Source organism: Blastopirellula sediminis (assembly GCF_020966755.1).
GTDB classification, from domain to species: Bacteria; Planctomycetota; Planctomycetia; order Pirellulales; family Pirellulaceae; genus Blastopirellula; species Blastopirellula sediminis.
Genome location: NZ_JAJKFT010000002.1, coordinates 570,822 through 587,300, shown reverse-complemented (window position 1 = coordinate 587,300; position 16,479 = coordinate 570,822). Strand labels below are relative to the sequence as shown.

Genomic DNA, 16,479 nt, shown 5'->3' with positions numbered 1-16,479 from the left:
ATGAAGTATCACCTGTTAACTGGCGCAACCGGCTTGCTCGGCCGGTACTTGATTCGCGACCTGACGCTAGCGGACATTCCGCTGGCGGTGGTCGTGCGCGGCTCTCGTTTTGAGTCGGCCGCTCAGCGAATCGAAACCGCCATGGCCTACTGGGAAGCGGAACTCGGACGAGCGCTCGTCCGACCCGTCGTCCTGGAAGGGGACATTACCAAGCCCGGCCTGGGGCTATCGGATTCCGATCAGGCCTGGGTGGCGAAGAATTGCGAAGCGGTGGTCCACTCCGCCGCGTCGCTCACGTTTTACGCCGACGAAGAAGATGGCGAACCGTGGCGGAGCAACATCCTGGGAACGCGCAACGTTCTGGGGCTCTGCCGCGACGCGGGAATTCGTCAACTGCATCACGTTTCGACCGCCTACGTTTGCGGACGCCGACGCGATGTGATTCGCGAGGATGAAGTCGACGTCGGTCAGGAACCGAGCAACGACTACGAATCGAGCAAGCTGACGGCCGAAAAGGAAGTTCGCGCCGCCGACTTCCTCGACGTCCTCACGGTGCATCGCCCGTCGATTATCGTCGGCGACGCGCTGACCGGCTTCACCGTTTCGTACCACGGGTTCTACACGCCGCTGCGATTGGTTCACGCCTTGGTGACCTCGTTGCCGTGGGACCTGTTCGTCCAATGCGACCTGCTGGGCGCGTTGAAACTGGACGGCTCGGAACGGAAGAACCTGGTTCCGGTCGACTGGGTGTCGGCTGCGATGACCGAAGTGATCCGCAAGCCGGAACTGCACGGCAAGACGTATCACTTCACCAATCCGAATCCGGCGACGGTGGCCGACATGCTCGGAGCGCTCGCTTCGATGGTGATGGCGCTGGCTCGTCCGGACGAAGGATCGGAAGCCGCCAAGAACATTTCGATCGACGACGTCGCCGCGAATTTCCGCGAGCAGATGTGGGTTTACCAGTCCTACTGGAGCGACGACCCTTCGTTCGATTCGAGCAATACGGAGCAGGCTTTGCCTTACCTCCCCTGCCCGGCCGTCGACGACGCGATGATGGATCGCCTGGTCGCGTTCGCGCTGGAAAAGAACTTCGGCTGGCCGCGTGAAGCGTCGGCCAAGATTAAATATCCGATCGCTCAGGATCTGGCCCCCTTGGTCGACAACGCCAAGGACCTTGCCGACGGATCGAGCGATCGGCGGTACGTCAGCTTGCAGATTAGCGGCAGCGGCGGCGGCCAATGGCACATGATCGTCGATCATGGCCGACTGGTCGGCGTTGGGCCGGGCCTGCAAAACGGCGACAGTCCTACCTGCTATTTGAACAGCGACACTTTTACGCGCTTGACGCGTGGAGAGCTCTCCTGGGAATCGGCGTTGCAGTCAGGTCGTCTGGTGACGACGGGACATGCGGCAAGTTCCGAACAGCTCGCTCGTTGTTTTCACGATCTTGCCTCTTTGACCTGCTCCGATACCACTAATAACTGCGCCAACTGAAAGACACACTGCAATGAACGGGGGTAATGCCATGACGGGAATGATTTCCAAAACGGATTCAAGCGGAGCGGCGCAAAGTGCGAAGACGCTGGAACGCGGACGTAAAAGCATCGCCGGCGGCGACAGCAGCACGATGCGAGTTCTGCCGTACCACATTCCGCTGGTCGCCGACCGCGGCGAAGGCGCCCGCCTGTGGGACGTCGACGGCAACGAATACATCGACTTGAACATGGCCTATGGGCCGCTGCTCTTGGGCCACCGCCCGAAGCAAGTGATCGAAGCGGTCTATCGTCAGATCTCGGAACACGGCAGCCAGCTCGGCTTTCCGACCGAAGTGACGATTCGCGTCGCCGAAAAGCTGAAGCAGCTCTTCCCGTGCATCGAACTGCTCCGCTTCGCCAACTCGGGCACCGAAGCGTGCGCCTCGGCGATTCGCCTGGCTCGCACCTACACCGGCCGCAAAAAGCTGATCATGTTTGAAGGCCATTATCATGGCTGGAGCGAAGCGGTCTTCACGAAGTACCACGCTCCGCTCGAAATGTTGCCGGAATGCGGCTACGGTCCGGCGATCCCCGGCACCACCGGCATGAGCGACTCGCTGACCGACGTCATCGTCTGCCAGTGGAACGACCTGGACGCGCTGCAGCGCTGCCTGGAAGAGCACGGCGACGAAGCGGCCGCGGTCATCATGGAGCCGATCTCCGGCAACGCCGGTTTGCTGTTGCCGCGCGACGGCTATCTGCAATCGGTCCGCGAAATGATCCACGATCGCGGCGGTCTGTTGATCTTCGACGAAGTCATCACCGGCATGCGGGTCTCGGCGGGCGGCGCCCAAGAGCACTACATGGTCTCGCCCGACATCACCGTCGTCTCGAAGGCGATGGGTGGCGGTTACCCGGTCGGTTCGTTCGGCGCCTCGGCCGAAATCATGAGCTGCATCGCCAACGGCCCGTTGTTCCACGGCGGCGTCTTCTCGGGCAATGCGGTCGTCATGTCGGCGGCGGAAGCGGTTCTCGATACGGTGTTGGGCGACAAAGAGAACATCTACGCTCACCTCCACGCGATCGCCGATCAGTTGGCCGGCGGCATCAAAGAGATCTACGCCCGTCTCGGCATTCCGGCCCAAGTCTATCACCTCGGCCCGCTGTTGGCCGGTTTGATCACCAAGACCGAAGTCGAAGGTCTGTACAACTACCGCGACGTTCGCCGTCACTGCGACTTCGAACGTTACATCAAGTTCCAGCACCACATGCAGCGTGCCGGCGTCTACTTCCATCCGAATGAATTTGAACCGATGTTCCTGTCAACCGCTCACACTTCGGCCGACATCGACGAAGTGCTGGAACGATGGGAAGATGGAGCACGTCAGTGTCTGGTCCGGTAATTTCCGATTCGATCTGGAGCGCCTCGCCGATCCTGGATGCCGTCGAGAACTATCGCGGCTGCATCATTGACCTGGACGCGGGGCGCGTCATTTCGGCGGATGAGTTCGCTCGCGCACGAGAATCGCTCGTGCGCGCCTTTCGCCAGCAGGGTTTGGCCGCTGGCGATCGCGTCTTGGTCACAATCGGCAACGGGCCCCTCTTTCCGGCGGTGCTTGCAGCGCTGCTGGCCTGCGAGGCTTCGCCGCTGCTGGTGCACGTGATGACGCCGTCGGCCGAATTGGCTCGCTACTCGAAACGCTTCGGCGTGAAGTGGCTGGCTGCTTTCGGTGGAGACGCGCAAGTGGCGTCGGTACTGACCGCTTCGCAGCAACTCCAGCCGCTCGCCGGTTGGAACTTGCTCTGGGGCGCTTTTCCTGAGCCGAGCTTTGTGCCGGGACCGGAACTGCGCGGCGTGCCGCTTCACCCGACCTCCGGTTCGACCGGTTTGCCGAAGATCGCCCTCCGGCCGGGCTTTGCGGCGATGGAAGAAGCGCGGCACTACGCCGCGACGATGGCGATTTGCGAAGATGACTGCCTGTTCGCGATTCCGCCGATGAGCCATGCCTATGGCTATGGCCTGACGGTGATGACCCCGATGCTCTCTGGCGCGAGCATCGTGACCACCGCCAACTTCAGCATCAAAAAGCTAGGCGAGGTTCTCCGCGACTATCCGGTCACCGTGTTGCCGATGGTGCCGGCGCATATCGATATGCTTCTGTTCGGCGGTGCGATCGACTTTGGTCGGTTGCGTTGGCTGCTGACCGCGGGCTCGATGATGCCGCGGCGTTCGGCGGTCCAGTTCCGCAAGAAGACCGGCGTTACCGTTTGCCCCCTTTACGGAACGACCGAAACCGGCGGCATCTCGGTCGCGACCACCGCCGACGGCGAAGATGTCGACGGGCGGGTTGGTCCCCCGATGAACGGCGTGAAGGTTTGCGTCCGTCCGCCGGCGGATGCGGATGACCAAGGTCTCGAACCGGGCGTCGGTAAGCTGCATATTCAAAACAGCTCGATGATGGCCGGCTACCTCGACGATCAAGGCGCTATCCTCCATCCGTGGGACGCTGACGGTTGGTTTGAAACTGGCGACCTGGCCCGGATTGCGCCAGACGGCGTGATTCATTTGCGGGGTCGTACCGGCGAAATGATCAACGTCCTGGGGCTGAAGGTCGTTCCCTGCGAAGTGGAAGAAACGATCGCCGCCATGCCGGGCGTTCGTGAAGTGAAAGTATATGGAAGTCGCCTGGCTTCGCAGGCCGAGATCGTCAAAGCGGCGATCGCCGTCGAGCCGGGCGTCGACGAACTGTCGATTCGCGCTTACTGCGAAGAGCATCTGGTCTATTACAAACGTCCGCAAGCGATCGCCCTGGTCGACGCTTTGCCCCGTTCGCCGGCCGGAAAGATCGTTCGCGATCAACTTCCTTAGTCCCACGTTATTCTGTCGGGAGCCCGCCGATGTCGCAGGTCGCAGACGTTCCTAAATCGGACTACGACGCTACGCTGAACAAGATCTTTCCTCTGCCGCTTTCGCCGGTAGAGAAGTTCATGTTCGCCGATGGGCGTACGCAGTATCCGATGTTCTGCGACGGCGAAGCCCGTTTTCAGGGAACGGTCGAACGAGGTCCGTTTGAAGAAGGTCTCCAGTTCGCCCTCGATCGCGCCCCGATCTTCCGCAGCGTCATCGAGCAGGACAAAAAGCGGGGCCTGGTCTGGCGATTGTCCGATCGCAAGCCCGACGTCGATTGGGGCGAATATGGCGAGCCGTACGTCACCGGCTATGACGAGCTGATCGATCTGACCAAAGACGTTGGTCTGCGCATTTACGTCCGAAGCGGCAGCGAACGCTCGACCGTGATGTTTCACTTTCATCACGCGTGCGCCGATGGCGTCGGCATTTTCGCCTTCATCGAAGACTTCCTCACCGGATACAACAACGCAACGCCGGGCGCCAAGCCGGCGACGCCGCGCAAGCTGGAGCCGGAACGTTTGCTGAATCGTTGTAACTCGGCCCTCGAGAATCCCAGCGTCTGGCAGGGACTGTGCGACGTGGCGAGCGGCATTGCATCGGCGTTTCGCTTCTTTGCCGATCGCCCTTTGCCGCTGACCAGCGGATTGCCGGTGCTGGAAGCGGGAGCGGAACGGAAGCAAAGCGGTCCGGTGACGGTCGCGCTGTCCAACGAGACGACCGTTGCCCTGCGGCGCTTCTCGACCGACTCCAAGGTGACGCTCAACGACTTGCTGCTGCGTGACCTGTTCCTGACGCTGCATGAACAGATCGAGTCGCAAGGTTATCCCGTCAAACGCCGACAGTTGCGGGTGCTGATGCCGCAGAATCTTCGCGGCAAGGGAGATAATGCGATGCCCACAACCAACGACGTTGGCTTTGCCTTTCTAACGCGTCGCGGCGATTTCTGTCAGAAGCCGGAAGAGTTGCGCAAGTCCTTGGCCTGGGAAACGAGCGCCATTCGTGGCGATCGCTTGTCGCGCTACTTTATCGGAGGACTCGCTGGAATCCAGTCGGTCGGCGCTCATCCCTGGATCGTCAACGGTCGCTTCTGTTTCGCTACCGCGGTGCTGACGAACTTGGGCAACTCGTGGCGTCGCTTCGCCACGAAACTGCCGATGGCCAACGGAGGTCTGGTTGCCGGAAATCTGGTTTACGACTCTTTGATCGGGCTACCGCCGGTTCGGCCGCGGACGGCCGCGGCGTTCAGCGTTACGACGACTGCCGATCAGATTTATTTGTCGCTAAAACAGGATCAATTCCAGTTTACGAGACAAGAATCGACAGATCTTTTGAAAATGTTTGCAGCGAAGGTTACCCAAACTGCCGAGCTCGCGCGTTAGACGCAAACATTTAGCCAATAAGTGATTGTGCACGATGTTGGGGTGTACTAGAGTGAACAGATCGATGCTGTTCCCACCTAGCAACTGCCCGCCCTATGAGAATTCTTCGCGCTTCGACGGTCCTGTTCTGCGCCCTGGCATTTTGCGGCGTATCGACGTTCAGCGACCAAGATCTTCAAGCCGCCGAGCCCCCGGCGAAAATTGACTTCTCGCATCAGATCGTGCCGATCTTGCGAAAGCATTGCACCGCCTGCCACTCGGCCGGAAAAGCGGAAGGGGGATTCTCGATCAACGATCGCGAGTCGTTCCTGGATGACGAGATGGCGATCCCCGGAGACGTCGACGGCTCCTACTTTCTGGAGCTGATTGCTTCGGATGATCCCGACATGCAGATGCCGCCGAAGGATCGGGCCCGCGTCTCGGCGGAAGAAGTCGCGCTGCTGCAAAGCTGGGTCAAAGCCGATATGCCGTGGGAAGCTGGATTCTCGTTTGGCGACAAGTTCTACGAGCCCCCGCTCCTGCCGCGGCGTCCTGAACTGCCGGCCGCAGTTGACGGCCGCGAGAACCCGATCGACCGGATCATTGACGCGTACTTAACAGAAAAGATGGTTGCGCGTCCGGAACCAATTTCGGACGAACAATTCCTTCGCCGCGTTTCGCTCGACATTGTTGGTCTGCCGCCGACGATTGAAGAGCTCGAAGCGTTTCTCGCCGATCCCTCTCCGAACAAACGGGCGAAGGCGATCGATGCGTTGTTGGCCCGCGATATCGACTACGCCGACCATTGGCTCAGCTTCTGGAACGACTTGCTCCGGAATGATTACGACGGCACCGGTTTTATCACCGGCGGTCGCAGTCAGATCACCACGTGGCTTTACGACGCGCTGCGCCAGAACAAGCCGTACGATCATTTGACGCGCGAGCTGATCGCTCCGCCAACCGCCGGTAGCCGCGGATTCATCGACGGCATCAAGTGGCGCGGCGAAGTGAGCGCCGGCCAAACGGTGGCGATTCAGTTTTCGCAAAACGTGTCGCAGTCGCTCCTTGGCATCAATATGAAGTGCGCTTCGTGCCACAACAGCTTTATTGATCACTGGAAACTGGCCGACGCCTATGGACTGGCCGCCGTTTACGCCGACCAGCCGATCGAACTGCATCGCTGCGACAAGCCGACCGGCGAAATCGCCAAAGCGGCCTGGCTCTTTCCGGAACTGGGCAATATCGACCCGGAAGCGTCGCAACCGGAACGGCTGAAGCAATTGGCCGCGTTGATGACCGCGCCCGAGAACGGCCGCTTTACCCGCACGATCGCCAATCGCGTCTGGCAACGGTTTATGGGCCGCGGCGTCGTCCATCCGCTCGATGCGATGCAGTCGCGTCCTTGGAACGAGGACCTGCTCGATTACCTGGCGGTTTACCTGGCCGACGAGAACTACGACTTGAAGCAGCTGATGCGTCTGATCGCCAACAGCCAGGCGTATCAATCGCAGACCGAGGTGATCTCGGATGACTCGAAGGATGGCGAATACGACTATCGCGGTCCGCAAGCGAAGCGGATGACGGCCGAGCAATTCGTCGACGCCGTCTGGCGACTCTCCGGCGCCGCGCCGCGCGTGATGGACGCCAAGGTGAATCGCCTTCAGACCGACTCGGCGGAATCGGCCGAGGTCAAGCTGGTCGCGAAGTGGATCTGGGGAGACTCCGCCGCCGGCGGCAAGATTCCTCCCTCGGATGAAACGATCGCGCTGGTCCGCACGTTCGATCTGGGCGCCCAGCCGCAGTCGGCGATCGCCGCGATCACCTGCGACAATGAGTTCCAGCTGTTCGTGAATCGCAAGGAAGTCGCCTCCAGCACGACGTGGACCGACCTGCAATCTGTCTCGCTGACTCCCCATTTGAAAAAGGGGCCGAACGAGGTGGTGGTGATCGCCAAGAATGCCGGCAGCGGCCCGAATCCCGCGGGACTTTATTTCCAGGCGAAGATCGATCTCGCCGGCAAAGAGATCGTCACGATCGCTTCCGACGAGTCGTGGAATTGGACCGCCGCGCCGAAGAAAGAAATAATTACTCGGCAGCCGCTCGCCGAATGGGCGAAGTCTGCGCAGTCGGCGACCATTGTCCCGGCGCTCGACGTTTGGACCGCCAGCGTCGAAAGCGCCACGAAGCTGTCGCTGACGGGAGAAACCCCGATGGTGCGAGCCGCGCTGATGAAGGGAGACTTCCTGATGCGAGCGCTGGGTCGACCGAACCGCGACCAGGTCGTCTCTTCCCGCCCGGACGAGTTGACGACGTTGGAAGCGATCAGTTTGGCCAATGGACCGGAACTGGACGCCGCGCTTGCCCGGGGAGCGCAGCAACTGCTAACGCAAAACTGGGCCAGTTCCCGCGAACTGGTCGATCACGTTTATATGTCGCTCTTGTCGCGACATGCGACCGACAACGAGCAAACGATTTTGGCCGAGGCGATCGGCGACAAGCCGGACCAGCAGAGCGTGCAGGATATGCTCTGGACGGTGCTGATGCTTCCCGAATTCATGATCATCCGTTAGTGACGAGCGAAAATCATGGCTGAGCATACCGACGAATCGATGCGTCAAGATCGTGTGGCGATCCGCCGCGACTTCCTGCGAAAGCTATCGGCCGCCAGCGCCGCCGCGTGGATGACCGGCGCGCCGCAGTTGGTCTCCGCTGCGGAAGAAGGTCCGGTCGAGCAGCCGAAGGCGACCGCCGACGCGTGCATCTTGTTGTGGCTCGCCGGCGGCATGGCGGCGCCCGAAACGTTCGATCCGAAGAAATACCTGCCGTTTGAGACCGGCATGTCGGTCGACAGCATGCTCAGCACGTTTCCGGCGATCGATACCAGCGTCGACGGGCTGCAGATTTGCGAAGGGCTCGAAAACGTCGCCCAAGTGATGGACCGCGCGACGCTGATTCGCTCGGCGGTGCAGCCCGACCTTGGCAGCATTTTGCATTCGCGTCATCAATACCATTGGCACACCGGTTACGTCCCGCCCCAGACGGTCGCGTGTCCCCATATTGGCGCCTGGATGGCGAAGGTCCTCGGCCCGAACAACCCGGTGATGCCGCCGTTCGTTAATATCGGGCAGCGTCTGGAAGGAGTTGGCGAGAAGGAAGAGCTGAAGGCGTTCACTACGGCCGGCTTCTTCGGCAGCGAATTTGGTCCGATGAATTTGCCATTCCCGGAAGAAGCGGCCGCGGCCGTTCGTCCTCCCCAAGGAATGAACGCCGATCGCTTCGCCGACCGCAACAAACTGTTCCGCAAGCTGGTCGACCAAACGCCGCAGCGCGACTACATGAGCGACTACCAGCAAGAGTCGATGCTCCGCTCGCTCGACAACGCTTATCGGTTGCTCAGCTCGAAAGACCGCGCCGCGTTCGATCTTTCGCTCGAGCCGAAGGCGTCGTTGGCGAAGTACGACACCAGCCGCTTTGGTCGCGGCTGCTTGCTCGCGCGTCGTCTGGTCGAAGCAGGCGCCCGGTTCGTCGAAGTCACGACTGAGTACGTGCCGTTCCTCCACTTTGACACGCACGCCAATGGACACGAAACGGTCGCCCGGATGCACTCCGAGATCGATCGCCCGATCGCGCAGCTGGTGCTCGACCTGGAAGAACGCGGGCTGCTTGATCGGACGCTAGTGATCGTCGCGTCGGAATTCAGCCGCGACGCGATCGTCGAAGGGAAGCCAGGCTCCAACGCCAACGATCAGGCGACCTTCAAGGTCGACAAAGTGACCGAGATGAAGCACTACGGTCTGCATCGCCATTTCACCGGCGGGACGAGCGTGGTGATGTTCGGCGGCGGCATGAAGAAGGGCTTCGTCTATGGCGAAACGGCCGACGAACGCCCGTTGGTTGCGACGAAGAACCCGGTCAGCGTGATGGATTTGCACGCGACGATCATGACCGCGATGGGGATCAGTCCCCGCACCGGCTTCACGATCGAAGAACGCCCCTTCTACGTCACGCAGGACGGCAAAGGGAAGCCGGTGAAGGAACTCTTCGCGTAAGCGACTTGCTTACGCGTTCGCGGAACTGGTCGCCAATTGCGACCACTGAAAGAAGCCAATTTCTTCCAGCTGGGATCGCAGTTGCGTGTACGCTTCCGGCGTCAGCGAACGAATCGGCAAGCGGCTGGGACCGCAGTCTTGTCCGATCATCGCCATGATCGCTTTTTGCGCCGCTCGCGGTCCGAAGGGAACGAACGCGCGGACCACTTGTTGCGAGCGCGATTGCCACAGCTTGGCCTCTTCCAGGTTCCCCTGCTCTACCGCCTGCAGAATGTGGTGATAGACGGCCGGGGCGAAGTTGTAGGTGCTCCCTACCGCGGCGGTTCCGCCGGCGGTCAATCCGGAGAGCAACATCTCGTCGAGACCCCACATCACTTCGTAGTCGTCGCCGGCCGATTCGACGCAGGCCTGGTAGTCGAACACGGCCGGGGAAGTGAACTTGATGCCGCGGAGATTGGGGATGCGGACTTTGGCGAGTTCGAGAAAGGCCAGCGGCGAGTGGGTCAAACCGGTCGCCGCCGGAATGTGGTAGTAGTAAAACGGCAAGTCAGGCGCGCCGGCGGCGATGTGCGCCATCGAGTCGACCAGCGACTCGACCGTGTCCGGCTTGAAGTAAACCGGACTGACCGCCGAAACGGCGTCGGCGCCGACTTGCTGCGCATGGCTAGCGAGATCGCGGGCTGCGGCCAGGCTTTCGCACCCAACCTGAACGATCACCGGAATTCGACCGCGAGTGGCGGCGACGAACGCTTCGGCGACCTGTTTGCGCTCGTCGCTGGTCAGCGAGATTCCTTCCCCGGTGCTTCCCAGGACGTAGAGCCCGCGAATCTGCTGTTCGACCAAATAGTCGACCATCGGCGCCACGCGGGCAATGTCGATGCCGCCATCAGCATGAAACGGAGTAAACGCCGCGGCGACAAGTCCGCGCAATCGACCATAATGCGGCTGAATCACGAGTTTTGACCCAGGAAGGGAAAGGATGGGAAACGGGACGCTGGCTCTTTACTTGTCAGCTGACCGCAGCCAATCAAGATCGAAACGAGCGAAGACGACTTCTTTGTATCCGTTCCGCTCGTAGAGACAACCGATCTGGCCGTTGGGAAGAACGGTCAGCGACGAATAGGCGCTGCTCCCGTCAAACAAGCGGCGCTCGACCGGCCAGGTTTGGCAGTCGTCGTAGCTGGCGCGAACGGTCATCGCTGTGCGATCTTTCGCGCTGGCCGGGTTCGAGAAGAGCACGATCCCCGGCTTGTCTCCTGCGGGCCAACGATAGCGATGGACGCTCCCTTGGCAAATCGGCTCGACCAGCGTGGGGTCAAACTTTTGATCGGTCCAGGTCTTTCCGCCGTCAGCGCTGACGCAGACCTGGCGGGCTGTTTGCTTGCGGTCGTAGTTCCGCATATTGAGCAGCAGCTTGCCATCTTTGAGCTCGACCACTTCGCATTCGTTGACCTGGTAGTCCGGCGCCGAGCCCCCCAATTGCCACGTTTTACCATGGTCGTCGGAGTAGATGACGTGCGAACCAAACTTCAGCTTGCCGCCGGTCAGCCATTTGTGATCGCACGGAATGACCAAACGTCCCGCGTGCGGGCCATGTTCGATTTGAATGCCGCTGCCGGGACCGGTCGCATACCAGGTCCATTCTTTGTCTTTGACGTCGGCGGTGATTTCCTGGGGGGCGGTCCAGGTCTGTCCGTTGTCTTCCGACGAAGCGACGAAGACGCGGCGCGAATCGGCGCCGAAACCGGGCTGAATCTTCCCTTCCGGCGTCTTCCCCGAATTCCAGGTGAGCAGCAGCCAGATCTTGCCGGTCGATTGATCGACCACCGGGCAAGGATTGCCGCAGACGTTTCCTTCGTCATCCCAAATCACTTCGGCGTCGCTCCAGGTGGCGCCGTTATCTTTCGAGCGGCGGAGCACCAGATCGATGTCGCCGGTGTCGGACATGTTGTTCTTGCGGGCTTCAATAAACGCGAGGAGCGTTCCGTCCTTCGCGGTGATGACCGACGGAATGCGGTAGGTGTTGTAACCGTTCATCCCTGACTTGAAGACGACCGTTTCGTGAAGTTCGCCGGCGGTCAGGAGAGCGCCGCTCGTCACGACCAACAGGGCCAGCAGTGCGGTTTGCAACATTCGTTTCATGGGGCGATCTCGCTCTTGTAGCGGCAGGAAAGTTGGCGGGTGGGGACAGTGATAGGGGTCAAAGATGAGGCTCGAGGAACTCTTTAGTTTGGCTTGCGCCCCAAAAGGGCCACTCTAATGGTAATGCATCTTTTCTTAGTGAACATGCGCATGTTGCGGAAAAAGGTTGGCGTTTTCGCTACTCGGGCGGTTACGATGGAATCGGCCCATTTTCCCGTTTCCGCCGCACGCCGATGTCTACCGAAGCCGAAGTCGACCGTAAGCGCCCTCTCGGCAAAGGGGCGCATGTCTTGCTGGCGCTCGGCTGGTACTACTCCGAGATTCATCGGGGCGTCGCGCGGTTTGCCCGCGATCACCAGTGGCATGTGACCTTTGACTTTGACGACCTGGTCCCGCGCGATTGGCAGGGAGACGGCGTCATAACGCTACTTGGCGCCCAGCAGCAAGTGTGGCGCTCGCTGAAGAACTTCTCGGTCCCGATGGTCGATCTGGCCGAAAGCCGCCCTGACATTCCCCTGCCCCGCGTCACCATGGACAACGTCGCGATTGGGAAAATGGGAGCTCAGCATTTCCTGGATCGGGGCTTCCGCAACTTCGCGTTCATTCATCGCTGGGAGTTGGGGGTGAGTCATCGCCGCGGCGATTCCTTCGCGGCGGAGCTGGCGCAGCACAATCTCGGCTGTGAGGTCCTCTCGTGGCAAAAGGAGATGGGGCGACGCGCCGATACGCGCGAGCAGCGCCATCGTTGGCTCGTGCAGCACCTGGCGAAACTTCCGAAACCTCTGGCGGTGTTCGCTCCCCGCGATATCGAAGCGGTCGAGATTATTGAAGCGGCGATGGCGATCGGCGCATTGATCCCGGACGAAATCTCGATCCTGGGAGTCGACAATACCGAGACGATTTGCGACTGTTTGCAAACGCCGCTGTCGAGCATTGATAACAACCTGGAGCAAGTCGGCTACGAAGGGGCGTCGCTCTTGGCCCGCTTGATGGCTGGAGAACCGCCGCCGGCAAAGACGATCTATGTCGCTCCGAGCCGCGTGGTCGAGCGCCGCAGCACCGACAGCATGGCGGTTCCTCATCCGCAAGTCGCGGCGGCGCTCCGCTATATGCAGGAGCAGGCTCATCTGCCGATCAACATGATCGATGTTGTCCGCGAGGTCGCCATGAGCCGCAGCGGGCTCGAGAAAGCGTTTCGCGAACATTACGTTCGCCCACCGATGGAAGAGCTCCGCCGAATTCGACTGTTGCGAGCGCAAAAAATGCTGCTGCAAACCAGTGAGAAAATCGTCAATATCGCGAAGGAAACTGGCTTTGAAACCTCGCAGCAACTCTGCCGCGTCTTTCGGCAGCATTTCGGGATGACGCCAAAGGAATTTCGTTCCCAAGCGACCAACTGATGCGTTAAAACTAGGATTAGTTCGCAGCGATTGTTGGGAGGTACATCATGATTGACTTTCGCTACCTGCAGTCGGGCGTTGCCGCGCTTGCTCGGGCTCACCGGGGGGGAACCATGGCCGGGCACTTAGGCGCCGCGGTCGTCGCCGGATATTTCTATGGCGAAGACCATGCCGATCTGCCGGACGAGGTCTACCAGGGAATCGAAGGGGAACTCGATCGCGTGATCGCCGGCGAAGAGTCGATCTGGTGGAACGTCAAGCAAGCTGGTATTGAACCGGCCGATCTCTTCGCGCCGCTCGAACAGGAAGAAGCGACGCCGGAGGGAATTGACTCCATCGCTGACGCCCTGGCGAAGAACGTCGGCCAATTGCGGCAGTCAGGCCACAACGTCATCTTCGCGTCGATCGGCATCCGCGCGCTGCAGGATCACCCCGACTTCGCCACGCCGCAAACGATCGTCGGCATTCGCAAGCTGACGGAAGGTTTTCAAAAGGCGAATGCGGGACGCGGTTACTTTGGAAAGGAAAAAGGTTGGCTGATCGGCGACCAGGTAAAAGTGCCGGACGACGTAAAATTCGCGCCGTATGGCTCGATTCAGGAAATGGTCAGCGTAACGATCGACGAAATGATCGCCACGGCGCCGATAAAGAAGCAAGGCTTCGGCGGTCTCTGGCATATCGTCAATCATGCGGCCGCGATCGCGGAGCTGAATCGGTTCGGCTACAAGAAGTTGGCCCAGCAGGCGCTTCCTGCACATCACAATCACATTGAGCTCTGGCGCAGCTTACCTGACGTTTCGAGCGAACTTGGCGCTGTCGAAAAAGCGACCGAAGATCCGCGACGCACCGCCTATTGGCAAGGGATGCTGAAGCGAGACGAAGCGCGGCTCACCCATCGCATCAAAACGCTCTATGGCTACGGCGTGCTTCGTCGCTGGATCGAAAACGACGACAAGCGGAAACAGGCGGATGATTCGTTCCTCTATCTCATGTCCTGATTCACGCGGCAAACAGCCCGGCATGCTTTCGTTCGTGGTCCAAGAGCCAGCGCTTGCGAGGTAAGCCGCCGCCATATCCGGTCAACGCTCCGCTGGCGCCGATCACGCGATGACAGGGGACGACGATCGCAATCGGATTGGCGCCATTGGCCAAGCCAACAGCTCGCGAGGCGCTCGGCTTCTTGATCTGCTTGGCAAGGTCGCCATAGCTGCGAGTCACGCCGCCTGGAATCGTGCGCAGCGCCTTCCAAATGGTGCGCTGAAACTCGGTGCCGCCGGTTTGCGTCGGCAAATGGTTGACGGCGTTGAGGTCGCCGGCAAAGTAGTTCGTCAGCGCCGCGGCGATCGCGTCAGGCGTGTCCCCGGTCGTCAATTGGTACGTTTCGTAGTGCCGCGCAAGCAATGTGCGCATCCGCGGCTCGTAATCATGAAAGTCGAGCGCTCGCAGCGTTCCCTCCGCGTCGGTGACGATGAGCATTTCGCCAACAGGAGAATCCAATCGACTAAGAAGCAATTGCATGGGGGACTTCCTTTCCGCTCGGGGATTGTGTTGTCGCGGACTCGCCGGTCCACAGATGCATGACCGCGTAGGATCGCCAGGGGCGCCATGTTTCGGCGTGAGCGAGCAACTGCTTGGCGGTCGGACGAACGCCGTTTTTCGCCATCGCCCGCTGCAGACCGACGTCGGCGGCAAGGAACGCGTCGCTTTCGCGCAGCACCCGCATCGCGATGTACTGGGCGGTCCAGGGACCAATCCCCGGAAACTCGCACAACTGGTCAATCGCGTCGGTCCGTTCCCCGATGGTCTCAAAGAGCCTTGGATTGTTGGCCGCTTGTTCCGCCAGGTGAAGAATCGCCGTCGCGCGCCCTTTGGGCATTCCCAACTTTTCGATGTCAATTTGGCGAAGCGCGTCAGACGTTGGAAAGCGGTGCGTCAACTCAGGAAGCGAATCCGCTTCGAACCTTGCGCCGTACTGCGAAACAAGCCGGCTCGCCATGGTGCGAGCCGCTCGGACGGTGATCTGCTGCCCTAGAATCGCGCGAACGGCAATTTCAAAGCCATCCCAAGCGCCCGGAATACGAAGCCCCGGCCGAGCTGCGACCAGCGGCGCGAGCGTTGGATCTTGCGCCAGGACCTGCGAGATCGCGCCGATGTCGGCGCTCAGATCGAACATCCGGCGAACCCGCGCGATGATCTGCGGCAAACTTTTCAGGCGCGGGAACGATATCGTGGCACGTAAGGCCGATTCCTCCGGCAGGTCGGTAACCTGCAACGTGCCGGACGCTCCGTCGAGTTCAATCGTGCGCGCGTAGACGCCGTTGGCGACATGCTCGACCCCTGCAATCGCCCGCTGCCCGAAGAATTCGAGCATGCTCAGCCAATCATACGGCTTGCGGTATGGCAACAGCAGCGAAAGCTGCGTGCTGGGCGCCGTCGATTCGGGATGCAATCGGCGCAGTTCTCGCGGTGGGCGATCGTACATCGCTTGGAACGCTTCGTTGAAACGCCGGACGCTTTGAAAGCCGCTGGCCAGCGCCACGTCGATCATCGACAGATCGGTTTGTTGGAGCAGTTGTAGCGCGAGCAAGATCCTTCGCGTTTGCGCCACCGCAATCGGCGAGGCTCCGAGCTCCTGTTGAAAGAGTCGGCGAAGTTGTCGCTCGCTGATCTGCAGTCGCTCGGCCAAGGCGGCGACGTTCTCCGTATCGAGTACGCCGTCGTCGATCCAGCGCAGCGCGCGGGCGACTGCTTTCGTGCCCCCGGTGGTCCAAAGCTCCGGCGCCTTTTCTGGTCGACAGCGTAGACAGGGACGAAACCCCGCTTCTTGGGCGGCTGCTGCGGAGGGAACGAACTGGCAGTTCTCGCGCTTTGGCGGACGGGCCGGACAAACGGGGCGGCAATAGATCCGCGTCGTCTTCACGCAGGTGAAAAATCGGCCGTCATGTCGCTCATCGCGAGCGAGCACCGCACGGTAACAGGCTTCGGGGTTCAGTTCCATGCGTTCAATATAGAAAAGGGGCGGAAGAGCGTCTCGCGGTTTTCGGACATGATGGTTAGAAACTGCTTCCCTACCAAGATTTCTGGGGCGTACTCTTTCGCCCAGGGACCTTGCGATTTCGGGGGGGAGGAAAGAAAAAAAGG

General features: G+C 60.6%; 12 protein-coding genes. 8 read left to right on the top strand and 4 right to left on the bottom strand.

All coding sequences use genetic code 11. From position 1 onward, the window contains the following. From LOC68_RS02805 to LOC68_RS02780, 6 genes are all read left to right on the top strand, one after another. Complete coding sequence (locus tag LOC68_RS02805; RefSeq protein WP_230215453.1) at positions 1 to 1,497, top strand: SDR family oxidoreductase; 1,497 nt, start codon at positions 1 to 3, stop codon at positions 1,495 to 1,497. Positions 1,498 to 1,537: 40 nt separating this feature from the next. After that, a complete protein-coding gene (locus LOC68_RS02800) occupies positions 1,538 to 2,881 on the top strand; it encodes an aspartate aminotransferase family protein (protein WP_230215451.1) in 1,344 nt (447 codons plus the stop codon). Next, positions 2,866 to 4,347 (top strand): class I adenylate-forming enzyme family protein, encoded by a 1,482-nt coding sequence (locus tag LOC68_RS02795; RefSeq protein WP_230215449.1) that lies wholly within the window; start codon positions 2,866 to 2,868, stop codon positions 4,345 to 4,347. The genes LOC68_RS02800 and LOC68_RS02795 overlap by 16 nt, the downstream gene beginning before the upstream one ends. Positions 4,348 to 4,376: 29 nt before the next feature. Beyond that, positions 4,377 to 5,768: a hypothetical protein gene (locus tag LOC68_RS02790; protein WP_230215447.1), complete on the top strand. Its 1,392-nt coding sequence runs from the start codon at positions 4,377 to 4,379 to the stop codon at positions 5,766 to 5,768. 95 nt (positions 5,769 to 5,863) lie between these two features. Beyond that, positions 5,864 to 8,317, top strand: coding sequence for a DUF1549 domain-containing protein (locus LOC68_RS02785; protein ID WP_230215439.1), 2,454 nt, complete (start codon positions 5,864 to 5,866; stop codon positions 8,315 to 8,317). A 15-nt stretch (positions 8,318 to 8,332) separates the two neighbouring features. Then, positions 8,333 to 9,796, top strand: coding sequence for a DUF1501 domain-containing protein (locus tag LOC68_RS02780; RefSeq protein WP_230215437.1), 1,464 nt, complete (start codon positions 8,333 to 8,335; stop codon positions 9,794 to 9,796). A 9-nt stretch (positions 9,797 to 9,805) separates the two neighbouring features. Here LOC68_RS02780 and LOC68_RS02775 read toward each other — a convergent pair whose 3' ends face one another. Next, positions 9,806 to 10,750, bottom strand: coding sequence for a dihydrodipicolinate synthase family protein (locus LOC68_RS02775; protein ID WP_230215429.1), 945 nt, complete (start codon positions 10,748 to 10,750; stop codon positions 9,806 to 9,808). A 48-nt stretch (positions 10,751 to 10,798) separates the two neighbouring features. Further along, entirely contained in the window at positions 10,799 to 11,938 is a 1,140-nt protein-coding gene (locus LOC68_RS02770) for a sialidase family protein (protein ID WP_230215427.1), read from the bottom strand. A 233-nt stretch (positions 11,939 to 12,171) separates the two neighbouring features. On the opposite strand from LOC68_RS02770, the gene LOC68_RS02765 reads away from it, so the two are divergent. Next, on the top strand, positions 12,172 to 13,338 hold the full coding sequence (locus LOC68_RS02765) for a XylR family transcriptional regulator (RefSeq protein WP_230215419.1): 1,167 nt from the start codon (positions 12,172 to 12,174) through the stop codon (positions 13,336 to 13,338). Positions 13,339 to 13,385: 47 nt separating this feature from the next. Then, positions 13,386 to 14,336, top strand: a complete 951-nt coding sequence (locus LOC68_RS02760) for a hypothetical protein (RefSeq protein WP_230215417.1) — start codon at positions 13,386 to 13,388, stop codon at positions 14,334 to 14,336. A 1-nt stretch (position 14,337) separates the two neighbouring features. Here the strand turns inward: LOC68_RS02760 and LOC68_RS02755 are convergent, their stop codons facing one another. Beyond that, entirely contained in the window at positions 14,338 to 14,856 is a 519-nt protein-coding gene (locus LOC68_RS02755; protein ID WP_255671047.1) for a methylated-DNA--[protein]-cysteine S-methyltransferase, read from the bottom strand. After that, entirely contained in the window at positions 14,840 to 16,336 is a 1,497-nt protein-coding gene (locus LOC68_RS02750) for a DNA-3-methyladenine glycosylase 2 (RefSeq protein ID WP_230215415.1), read from the bottom strand. The genes LOC68_RS02755 and LOC68_RS02750 overlap by 17 nt, the downstream gene beginning before the upstream one ends. Between the last annotated feature and the right edge of the window lie 143 nt (positions 16,337 to 16,479).

Coding starts and splice junctions, on each gene's coding strand:
- LOC68_RS02785 (WP_230215439.1), top strand. CDS start 5,864: ATGAGAATTCTTCGCGCTTCGACGGTCCTGTTCTGCGCCCTGGCATTT.
- LOC68_RS02765 (WP_230215419.1), top strand. CDS start 12,172: ATGTCTACCGAAGCCGAAGTCGACCGTAAGCGCCCTCTCGGCAAAGGG.
- LOC68_RS02770 (WP_230215427.1), bottom strand. CDS start 11,938: ATGAAACGAATGTTGCAAACCGCACTGCTGGCCCTGTTGGTCGTGACG.
- LOC68_RS02760 (WP_230215417.1), top strand. CDS start 13,386: ATGATTGACTTTCGCTACCTGCAGTCGGGCGTTGCCGCGCTTGCTCGG.
- LOC68_RS02750 (WP_230215415.1), bottom strand. CDS start 16,336: ATGGAACTGAACCCCGAAGCCTGTTACCGTGCGGTGCTCGCTCGCGAT.
- LOC68_RS02780 (WP_230215437.1), top strand. CDS start 8,333: ATGGCTGAGCATACCGACGAATCGATGCGTCAAGATCGTGTGGCGATC.
- LOC68_RS02805 (WP_230215453.1), top strand. CDS start 1: ATGAAGTATCACCTGTTAACTGGCGCAACCGGCTTGCTCGGCCGGTAC.
- LOC68_RS02790 (WP_230215447.1), top strand. CDS start 4,377: ATGTCGCAGGTCGCAGACGTTCCTAAATCGGACTACGACGCTACGCTG.
- LOC68_RS02800 (WP_230215451.1), top strand. CDS start 1,538: ATGATTTCCAAAACGGATTCAAGCGGAGCGGCGCAAAGTGCGAAGACG.
- LOC68_RS02755 (WP_255671047.1), bottom strand. CDS start 14,856: ATGCAATTGCTTCTTAGTCGATTGGATTCTCCTGTTGGCGAAATGCTC.